The organism is Streptomyces beigongshangae (assembly GCF_019710745.1).
GTDB lineage: Bacteria > Actinomycetota > Actinomycetes > Streptomycetales > Streptomycetaceae > Streptomyces > Streptomyces beigongshangae.
Genome location: NZ_JAHKJW010000120.1, coordinates 1 through 8,093, shown reverse-complemented (window position 1 = coordinate 8,093; position 8,093 = coordinate 1). Strand labels below are relative to the sequence as shown.

Below are 8,093 nucleotides of genomic sequence, written 5' to 3'. Positions count from 1 at the left end.
ACCCGCACGGGCAGCACGGGCTGCCGCCGGCCCGGCGGCCCGCACCCGGTCGCCGGCACCGATGCCGACGCCGGTACCGGCCGTACGGCCGGTCCTCCGCCGCACGGCGGAGCACGGTGCGGTCCGCCGCGCGGCCCGTCGAACTCGTGGGCGAGGGCCCGGACTTCGCGCCGCGGACCGGAAGCGGTGCCCGGCGCGACCCTGTGCGCACGCCCGGCCACGGACGGCTCATCGAGAGGGCGCGTCCACGACCCGCGGACGGGACGTGGGACGTGAGATGTGCGCCACACCGCTGAGGGCGCCCCGGGCGCGGGCGCCCGCGCGGACGGCCGGACTCCGGTCGTCCGTACGGCACATGGGGGACCGGTCCGGGCGGAGTCCGGGCCGCCGGCGCGGACCGGTTCCGCGGTGCGCCGCTCCTCGTCCCGTCCCCGCCCCTGCCCGCTCCCGGCGCGCCCCCGGCGAAGTGGCCGGCAGCGACGGGAAGGAAGCGCACGCCGGCCGAAATCCGTGGTCAAGGGCGTGCGCGGGCGAAGGTCCGCGCTCCGGCACCCGCAGGCACCACCCCGCGCCGGGCACCTTACGGGCGCACGGGGCGTTGTGCGCATACCGGTGTGCGTCCGTGCGCCGGACCGCGGCCCGGCGCCGGATCCGCGGACCCGGGACACACGCCCCGACCGTCGGGTGACCGCCTCGCGCACGCACGATCGGCCCCGCCGCAACGAGTCACCGGTGATACCGCTTCAGTGACTACGCAGCGTGAGGCAACCATTAGCCAGTTCGATTCGTATATCTCCGTGGAAGCCCAGTGGGCCTGCCGGGTACGGTGATGCCGGAGCGTCACGACCCGCCTTTGCGGGTCCGCACCGAGCAAGGAGAACCGATGCGACCGTTCGCGCTCAATTACGCCCGTCCGGCCCAGCAGTTGGAGGTCGGCGTTCCGTACGCCTACGACTCCAGACTGCAGTTGAACGTGCTCCCGGACGGGCGGCTCGCCGCTCATGATTACGCCGTGTTGCGGGAACTGGGGGCCACGACCTCCACCGCCGGCTCGAAGACCCACTTCGACGACTGAATCCGGACCTCCGAAAATGACGGTTCTGGTCCTGACGTGCGAACAGGATGTGACCGCGGACATGGTGGTGGCGGAGCTGGACCGGGGCGGAATCCCGGTCGTCCGCCTCGATCCCGCGGACCTGCCGGGTCCCGTGGCCCTGTCCGGTGAGTACGTGCGCGGCACCTTTCACGGGCATCTGTCCGCCGGCGGCCGACTGGTGAGCATGAACGGACTGCGGTCCGTCTGGGTCCGCAGGCCCGGTGTGCCCGCCGCCCGTGCCGCCGAGCCCTCCGACTGGCTGACCGAGGAGTCCGCGCAGGCGCTCTACGGCATGCTGCGCTCCACCGACGCGCGCTGGATGAACCACCCCGACGCGGCCCGCCGGGCCCGCCACAAGCCCTGGCAGCTCCGTCTCGCCCAGCGCAGCGGCCTGCCCGTGCCCGCCACCCTGATCACCACGTTCCCGCAGGCCGCCCGCGACTTCGCCGTCCGCTTCCCGGACCTGGTGGTCAAGCCCGTCTCCGGCGCGCACCCGCAGGAACCGCCCAGGGCGGTTCCCACCAGCCGGGTCGCGCCCGGCACCGACTTCTCGGCCGTCGCCTTCGGGCCCACCCTGCTCCAGCGGCGGGTGGCCAAGCGCGCCGACATCCGGCTGACCTGTGTCGGCGACCGGATCCACGCCGCCCGCAAGGCGGTCGCCCCGGACGCCCACCCCGACGAGGTGGACGTGCGGTTCGCCTCCTCCGCCACCCCCTGGCACGCGGTGGACGCACCGTCGTCCGTCGCCGCCGGGGTGCGCGCGTACCTCCGGGAGGCCGGACTGGCCTACGGGGCCTTCGACTTCGCCGAGGACGCCGAGGGGATGTGGTGGTTCCTGGAGTGCAACCAGTCCGGCCAGTTCGGCTTCGTGCAGATCGAGTCGGGCCAGCCCATAGCGACGGCCGTGGCCGACTGGCTGGCGGCCCCGGCACCGTCCGCCGCGCCCGCGCCCGCGCCCGCGACCGGCGCCGGGGCGGGGACCGCGGGGGGCCGCTGAGGTCGCCGTGCGGGCCGGAGGGGCGGTTCAGGCCGTGACGCTCTCCTGGTCCGTCCGCTCCCGGGACACCCGCTCCCCGAGGTGCTCCGTCGGCACCCGGTGCGTCTCGCGGGCCGTGATCGCGGCGATCACCGGCGGGACGCAGAGCGCCGCCGTGAACAGCGCCACGGCCGACCAGTCGTCGCCGTCCGGGCCCGCGATCCGCGCGGCGAAGGTCACCGCGAAACCGGCGATCGCGAAACCGATCTGCGTGCCGACGGCCATGCCCGACAGCCGGACCCTGGCCGGGAACATCTCGCCGTAGAAGGACGGCCAGACGCCGTTCGCGGCGCTGTAGACGACGCCGAAGGTCACGATGCCGAGGACCAGGACCAGCGGGTACGAGCCCGTGGAGATCGCCCACAGATAGAGGAACATCAGTACGCCGCTGCCCGCGGCGCCGATCAGGAAGACCGGGCGGCGGCCGATGCGGTCGGACAGGACCGCCCACAGCGGGATCGCGCCGAGCGCGACGAGGTTGGCCAGCGCGCTCACCCACAGCATGGACGTACGGTCCATGCCCACCGGCTCGCTGGTCGCGTACGCCAGCGCCCACACCGTGAAGATCGTGCTCACCGAGGCGACGAGGGCGGCCGCGACCACCCGCAGGACGTCCGCCCAGTGGTCGCGCACCAGCACGGCGAGCGGCATCCTGGCGACGCCCTCGGTGGCCGCCTGCCGGGTGAAGGCCGGGGTCTCCTCCAGGGTGCGGCGGATGACGTAGCCGACGACGGCGACCGCGATGCTCATCCAGAACGGGATCCGCCAGCCCCAGGAGAGCAACTGGTCCTCGGGCAGGGCGGCGACCGGGATGAAGACCAGGGTGGCGAGGAGCTGGCCGCCCTGGGTGCCGCTGAGCGTGAAACTGGTGAAGAAGCCCCGCCTGTCCGGCGGCGCGTGCTCCAGCGACATGGAGTTGGCGCTGGCCTGCTCGCCCGCGGCCGAGATGCCCTGCAGGACCCGGCACAGGACCAGCAGCACGGGCGCCAGCGTGCCGACCTGGTCGCGTGTCGGCAGACAGCCGATGAGGAACGTGGACACCCCCATCAGGACCAGGGTGAAGACCATGATCTTCTTGCGGCCGACCCGGTCGCCGAAGTGCCCGAGGAACAGCGCCCCGACCGGCCGGGCCGCGTACGCGACACCGAACGTGGCCAGCGACAGCAGGGTCGCGGTGGCCGGGTCCGACTCGTCGAAGAAGACGTCCGGGAAGATCAGCGCGGCCGCGCTGCCGTAGATGAAGAAGTCGTAGTACTCCAGCGCGCTGCCGATCCAGGCGGCGGTCGCGGCCTTCCGGGGCTGGCCCGGTGGCGCGTCGGAAGGTGCTGCGGGGACGGACACGGCGGTGCTCCTTCGGGGGGACTCCGGAGGGGGCGGAGGGGGGCGGAGTGGGCGCGGGGGAGGGGTGCCGGCTCCCTGGGGTGACGGGACGGCCGCACCGGGCGCTGCCCGGTCAATTAACCCACTGGATAGTTAGTAGCGGATGGCTACGGATGGTGCGCCCACGCTCCCCGGGTGTCAAGAGGTCGTGCCGCGGGCCGTGTCAGCGTGGCGCGCGGTCCGCCGTCAGATAGGCGATGACCATGTCGCCCAGCATGCTGCGGTAGTGCTCGCGCTGCGCGGGGTCGACCAGGTCGCGGCCGAACAGGGCGCCGAAGGTGTGCCGGTTGGCCACCCGGAAGAAGCAGAACGAGCTGATCATCGCGTGCAGGTCCACGGCGTCGACGTCGGCCGTGAAGAGGCCGGACTCCCGCCCCGAGGCCAGGATGCGGCGGATCACGTCCAGCGCGGGCGAGCCGATCCTCCCGAGCTTCTCGGAGGCGGCGATGTGCTCGGCCCCGTGGATGTTCTCGATGCTGACCAGGCGGATGAAGTCCGGGTGCGCCTCGTGGTGGTCGAAGGTCAGCTCGGCCAGCCGCCGGATGGCCGCGACGGGGTCCAGGTGCTCGACGTCCAGCCCCTGCTCGGCCTCGCGGATGACGCCGTACGCCCGCTCCAGGACGGCGGTGAACAGCTGTTCCTTGCCGCCGAAGTAGTAGTAGATCATCCGCTTGGTGGTCCGGGTGCGGGCGGCGATCTCGTCGACCCGGGCCCCGTCGTAGCCGGCCCGGGCGAACTCCCGGGTCGCGACGTCGAGGATCTCGGCCTTCGTGCGGGCGGCGTCGCGGATGCGACCGTTCGGCCTCGCCGGTTCTTCGACGCTGGTCATCGGGTTTCGGGTTCCTCCGGGTGACGGGCAGTGCCCGCGATTGTAGAAGCCGGTGCCGAAGCGCGGCCTCCGGTGTCCCGGCGAAGCCTTCCCGCGGCTGCGGGAAGCTGGTATAGCTAACGTACTGGTTCGTACATTAACGGGTTCGTTCAGGAGGTCCGCCGTGGTCGCCGTGGTCAAGGACTCGTATCTCGTCGGACTGATCGGCGCGGGCATCGGCCCCTCGCTCAGCCCCGCCCTGCACGAGCGGGAGGCCGACCGGCAGGGCCTGCGCTGTCTGTACCGGCTCATCGACATCGACGAGCTCGGTGTCGCGCCGGACGCGGTGGGGGAGCTGGTGCGCGCCGCCCGCGACCTGGGCTTCGACGGGCTGAACATCACCCATCCGTGCAAGCAGCTCGTCATCGAGCACCTCGACGCACTCGCCCCGCAGGCGCGGGCGCTGGGCGCGGTGAACACGGTCGTCTTCGACGGGGGCCGGGCGGTCGGGCACAACACGGACGTCACCGGGTTCGCGGCGTCGTTCGCGCGCGGGCTGCCCGACGCCCCGCTGGAGCGGGTCGTGCAGTGGGGGGCGGGGGGCGCGGGGGCCGCCGTCGCCCACGCCCTGCTCACGCTCGGGGCGGGGCACATCACCGTCGTGGACGCGCTGCCCGACCGGGCGGGGGCGCTGGCCGCCGCGCTGGACCGGCACTTCGGCGCGGGCCGCGCGACCGCCGCCCCGCCGGACCGGGTGGCCGCGCTGCTCGACGCGGCGGACGGCGTCGTGCACGCCACGCCCACCGGGATGGCCGCGCACCCCGGGACGCCGTTCGCGGCGGAGTCGCTGCGGCCCGGGTCGTGGGTGGCCGAGGTGGTCTACCGGCCCCTGGAGACCGAGTTGGTGCGCGCGGCCCGGGAGCGGGGGTGCGCGGTGCTCGACGGCGGGGGGATGGCCGTGTTCCAGGCCGCGGACGCGTTCCGGCTCTTCACCGGGCGCGAACCGGACACGGCGCGGATGCTCGCGGACATCGCCGAGCTGGCCGGCGCCGGTACGGGGGCACACCGCTGAGGGCACCCGAGGGCGGTACGGCTCGAACTCTCGAACCGTGGGACGAAGGTCAACCGGAGGAGCAGCACCGTGCACATGTCCATTGCCACCGTCTCCCTCGGCGGAGGGCTCACCGAGAAGCTCACCGCCGCCGCCCGGGCCGGGTTCGACGGGGTGGAGATCTTCGAGAACGACCTGCTGGCCAGCCCTCTCGGCCCGGAGGAAGTCCGGGACCGGTGCGCCGATCTGGGACTGAGCATCGACCTCTACCAGCCGATGCGTGACATCGAGGCCGTGCCGAAGGAGGAGTTCGAGCGCAATCTGCGCCGGGCCGAGCACAAGTTCCGGCTCATGGAGCGGCTCGGCGCGGACACCGTCCTGGTGTGCTCCAGCGTCTCGCCGCTCGCCGTCGACGACGACGCCCTCGCCGCCTGCCACCTGCGCCGGCTCGCCGAGCTGGCCGACGGCTTCGGCATCCGCGTCGCGTACGAGGCGCTGGCGTGGGGGCGGCATGTCAGCACGTACGACCACGCCTGGCGCATCGTGGAGGCCGCCGGTCACCCGGCGCTCGGCACCTGCCTGGACAGCTTCCACATCCTCGCCCGCGGGTCCGGCCCCGAGTACCTCGGAGGGATCGCGGACATCCCCGGCGAGAAGATCTTCTTCCTGCAGCTGGCGGACGCCCCGCTGATGGCCATGGACGTACTGCAGTGGAGCCGGCACTACCGCTGCTTCCCCGGGCAGGGGGGTTTCGACGTCGCCGGACTCGTCGCGCGGGTGATCCGGGCCGGCTACCGGGGGCCGCTCTCCCTGGAGGTCTTCAACGACGTGTTCCGGCAGGCCGAGGCCGGGCCGACCGCCGTCGACGCGCTGCGGTCGCTCCTGGTCCTGCAGGAGGACGCCGGCCTGACCGCACCGCCCGGGCCCGTCGTACCGACGGGCATCGCCTTCGCCGAACTGGTCACCCCCGACGTCGAACCGGTCACGGAGGTCCTCGAAGCGCTCGGCTTCGACCGGACCGCCCGGCACCGCGGCAAACCCGTCGACCTGTGGCAGCAGGGCGAGGCGCGGGTGCTGCTCAACACGGGTCCGGGAGCCCGGCGCGACGGTACGCAGCTCGCGGCCGTCGGGCTGGAGTCGCCGGACCCGGCGGGCGCGGCCCGGCGCGCGGAGGCACTGCTGGCCCCGGTGCTGCCGCGCCGCCGGGCCCCGGGGGACGTGTCCCTGGACGCCGTCGCCGCACCCGACGGCACGGAACTCTTCTTCTGCGCCACCGACCGGCCCGGACTGCCCAGCTGGACGCACGACTTCGAGCCGACCGAAGCCGCCGCACCAGCCGGGGGCGACGAGTCCGGCGGGGCCGACGAGTCCGGCGGGGCCGACGAGTCCGGCGGGGCCGCGGGGCGCCCGGCGCCGGCCGCCGGCACGGTGCGCCGCATCGACCACCTGGCGCTCGCCCAGCCCTGGCACCAGTTCGACGAGGCCGTCCTCTTCCACCGCGGCGTCCTCGGGCTCGGCGCCCGGGAGAGCGTGGACGTGGCCGACCCGTACGGGCTGCTGCGCAGCCGGGCCGTCACCAGCGCCGACGGCGCCGTCCGCATCGCCCTCGGCGTCGGCCCGGCCCCGAGCGCCGACGACGGGGGCCGCGCCCAGCACATCGCGCTCGCCACCGACGACCTCGTGGCGGCGGCCCGCCGCTTCCGTGCCGCGGGCGGCCGTCTGCTCGCGATCCCCGCCAACTACTACGACGACCTGGCCGCCAGGTACGAGTTCGCCGACGACGAGCTGGAGACCCTGGGCGAACTCGGCATCCTGTACGACCGGGACGAGGGCGGCGCCTTCCGCCACTGCTACACGGAGACGGTCGGCCGGGTCTTCTTCGAACTGGTCCAGCGCGACGCGGGCTACCGCGGTTACGGCGCGCGGAACGCCCCGGTGCGGCTGGCGGCGCAGCACGCGCACAGGCCCGTGCGCTGAGCCGGCCGGCCGCGGATCCGGCCGGCTGCGGTCCCGGCCGGCTGCGGTCCCGGCCGACCGCGGTCCCGGTCGACGCCGGCCGGGACCGTCCCCGGCCCCTACGGCTTGGCGTTCCACTCCGCGACGACGGGCCGGCCGTGTTCGAGGGAGAGCCGGCTCACCGTGGCCGTGTCCAGCCGGAACAGCCGCCCGTCCGAGGCGGGCAGGCCGAGCCGGCGGGCGGTGAGGACGCGCAGGAAGTGGGAGTGCGCCACGAGGACCACGTCACCGTCGCCGAGCGCCTTCGCCGCGTGCGCGAGCACCCGGTCGGCACGCTCCCCCACCTCGGTGGGGGACTCGCCCGGATGCCCGTCCGGGCCGGGCGGCACCCCGTCGTTCCACAAGTACCAGTCGGGACGGGTGCGGTGGATGTCGACGGTGGCGACGCCCTCGTACGCCCCGTAGTCCCACTCGTGCAGATCGGGGTCGACCACCGCCCCGGTCAGCCCGGCCAGCTCCGCGGTGCGTATCGCACGCCGGAGCGGGCTGGTCAGTACGAGGACGCAGGACCGCTCGGCGAAGAACGGGACGAGGGACTTCGCCTGCTCCTCGCCGTGCGGGGTGAGGGGCAGGTCGGTCCAGCTGGTGTGCTGCCCCGATCTGCTCCACTCGGTCTCGCCGTGCCGGACGAGAAGAAGATCGCCCATGACTACTTCTTCGCGGACTCGACGGCGTGGCCGCCGAACTGGTTGCGCAGGGCCGCGAT

7 protein-coding genes are annotated in these 8,093 nt (G+C 73.9%); 4 read left to right on the top strand and 3 right to left on the bottom strand.

Translation table 11 applies throughout. The features are described 5' to 3' along the window. Window positions 1–883: 883 nt before the first annotated feature. Window positions 884–1,075, top strand: coding sequence for a putative ATP-grasp-modified RiPP (gene tgmA, locus KM933_RS37985; protein ID WP_221361886.1), 192 nt, complete (start codon window positions 884–886; stop codon window positions 1,073–1,075). 16 nt (window positions 1,076–1,091) lie between these two features. Beyond that, window positions 1,092–2,093 (top strand): ATP-grasp ribosomal peptide maturase, encoded by a 1,002-nt coding sequence (gene tgmB, locus KM933_RS37980; RefSeq protein ID WP_221361884.1) that lies wholly within the window; start codon window positions 1,092–1,094, stop codon window positions 2,091–2,093. A 27-nt stretch (window positions 2,094–2,120) separates the two neighbouring features. On the opposite strand, the gene KM933_RS37975 is transcribed toward tgmB, so the two are convergent. Next, window positions 2,121–3,473 carry an MFS transporter gene (locus tag KM933_RS37975; protein ID WP_221361882.1) on the bottom strand — a complete coding sequence of 451 codons (1,353 nt, stop codon included), beginning with the start codon at window positions 3,471–3,473 and terminating at the stop codon, window positions 2,121–2,123. A gap of 202 nt (window positions 3,474–3,675) precedes the next feature. After that, window positions 3,676–4,341, bottom strand: a complete 666-nt coding sequence (locus KM933_RS37970; RefSeq protein ID WP_221361872.1) for a TetR/AcrR family transcriptional regulator — start codon at window positions 4,339–4,341, stop codon at window positions 3,676–3,678. Window positions 4,342–4,513: 172 nt separating this feature from the next. Between KM933_RS37970 and KM933_RS37965 the strand changes: the two genes are divergently transcribed. Next, window positions 4,514–5,392 (top strand): shikimate dehydrogenase, encoded by an 879-nt coding sequence (locus KM933_RS37965; RefSeq protein WP_221361895.1) that lies wholly within the window; start codon window positions 4,514–4,516, stop codon window positions 5,390–5,392. Window positions 5,393–5,461: 69 nt separating this feature from the next. Beyond that, the gene (locus KM933_RS37960; protein WP_221361870.1) at window positions 5,462–7,348 is read left to right on the top strand and encodes a bifunctional sugar phosphate isomerase/epimerase/4-hydroxyphenylpyruvate dioxygenase family protein; all 1,887 of its coding nucleotides are present in this window, start codon (window positions 5,462–5,464) and stop codon (window positions 7,346–7,348) included. 98 nt (window positions 7,349–7,446) lie between these two features. On the opposite strand, the gene KM933_RS37955 is transcribed toward KM933_RS37960, so the two are convergent. Beyond that, window positions 7,447–8,034 carry a histidine phosphatase family protein gene (locus KM933_RS37955; RefSeq protein ID WP_221361868.1) on the bottom strand — a complete coding sequence of 196 codons (588 nt, stop codon included), beginning with the start codon at window positions 8,032–8,034 and terminating at the stop codon, window positions 7,447–7,449. Between the last annotated feature and the right edge of the window lie 59 nt (window positions 8,035–8,093).